Here is a 1,578-nt window from a genome sequence, read left to right on the forward strand (position 1 = left end):
CCCGTTATCTGGATCGGGCACGCAAGAAGTAACGTGTGACTGCGTCAGGCGCTGAGCGTCTGGCGCCCAAAAAGAACAATACCATGACGTCTGTTAGGTAAGCCCATGTCCCACCTGCATATCGATGATTTCACCCACGATGTGGCCCGCATTCTGATGCAGAGCTACATGAGTTTCCCTCGCCCGGGCGCCTTGTACGTGGAAGATATTATCGGCCCCACCGAGGTGGATGATGTGGGTTTGCACAGCACCCGACACATGAGCTGCCTGGGCGCCATGCTGTGGCTCGCCGAAGAAGGTTACCTGCGGTACCAGGCCACCATTTTTCAGGAAGGTCTGGAACAGGCCGTATTGAGCAACCGCGCTTTTGTGCTGCTCACCGCTCTCAGCGATCTACGCTTTGCAGAAACCGATCCGCAGCTTCCCGCCTCAGTGCAGCTGGAAAAAGCCACGGTTGCCGAACAACTGCTTCAGGCAATACGTGCCCAGGACTCCGCTCGCACCACAGCGCTGGTGCGCTACCTGCTGTCACGCAATCCGCAGCCGGTAGACAAGGACGAGTTCGCCCCGCTCGGCGCCAAATAAACTGCGCCACCTTTAAATCACCGCGCACCAACGCAAAAGACCCACACCATGTGGGCCTTTTGCTGTCGGGACATTTAGCGGGCTTCAGTGAAACGGAGCATTAGCGCTCCTGCATCAGCTCCAGGGTCTCCACCGTATTATCGGCCACCTCGGACTCGGTGAAACGCACGGGGCGCCACTGCAACTGGCTGTACTGCTGCGTCTGGTCACTGAAAAAAGCGCTCTCAGGATCATGTGACTGGCTGTAGCTCAGAAGCATTTCCGCCTGGGAGCCTTCATCGGTGTAAGACAGCGCCATGATAAAGCTGGAACCGTAATTGGGCCGATATGCCAGTTCATCCGTGCCATCGCCATCTTCATCCAGCGCAAACAGCAGGCTGTCCGGTTGCGGGCTGCCAATAACATTGTTGGCAAAGTCAGAGGTGCTGCGCGACGCGGTTTTGCTCTCCGCCATATTGAACACGCCCTCATAGGAATAGCCGCCACTGACGGGGATCCCGGCTTCTCCCTGCGCTTTGATCAAATACTGAATGTCACCCAAGGGGGCATCCAGGCTGATGCCATTATCGGTCAGCATTTTCGCGGCGCGAGCCAACGCAACCAGCACCGGGTCCTGCTCGGGGTTGGCCGTATCGATGGGCGCCAGGCCTGACGGCGTTGTCGCCCCGTTATCCGCATCGAAAGGTTGCGCAAACAGGCTGTCAGCCAGGCTACGATGCCCGCTCACCCGGAACTGGCGCAGGGTTTCACGCATCAGGTGAGCCCCGCGACTGGTGATGTTATAGGTTCCATCCCAGTTCACCAGCGCCTGGCAGGCTGCGGTTAAATCGTAAGCGGCCCCATCCAGCTCGGCGGTGCTGTAGCTGGTGCAACGCTGGGTCAGCTGGTTGGTCCAGTCACCGGCGAACAGCGAGCCATTATGGCTCAGCACGGTTTTCAATTCGCTGAAACTGAAGTTGNCATCGGCACCGGACAGGCCACTGCCGGACTCGT

Annotated in this window: 2 protein-coding genes; one reads left to right on the plus strand and one right to left on the minus strand. The window is 58.5% G+C overall.

Annotated elements, in window-relative coordinates:
- Positions 1–105 precede the first annotated feature (105 nt).
- Positions 106–585: a hypothetical protein gene (locus A3730_RS22335; protein WP_063520496.1), complete on the plus strand. Its 480-nt coding sequence runs from the start codon at positions 106–108 to the stop codon at positions 583–585.
- A gap of 100 nt (positions 586–685) precedes the next feature.
- On the opposite strand, the gene A3730_RS22340 is transcribed toward A3730_RS22335, so the two are convergent.
- On the minus strand, positions 686–1,578 hold an 893-nt coding region (locus tag A3730_RS22340), incomplete at its 5' end, for a penicillin acylase family protein (RefSeq protein ID WP_197477575.1).

It is taken from the genome of Alcanivorax sp. HI0044 (assembly GCF_001634945.1).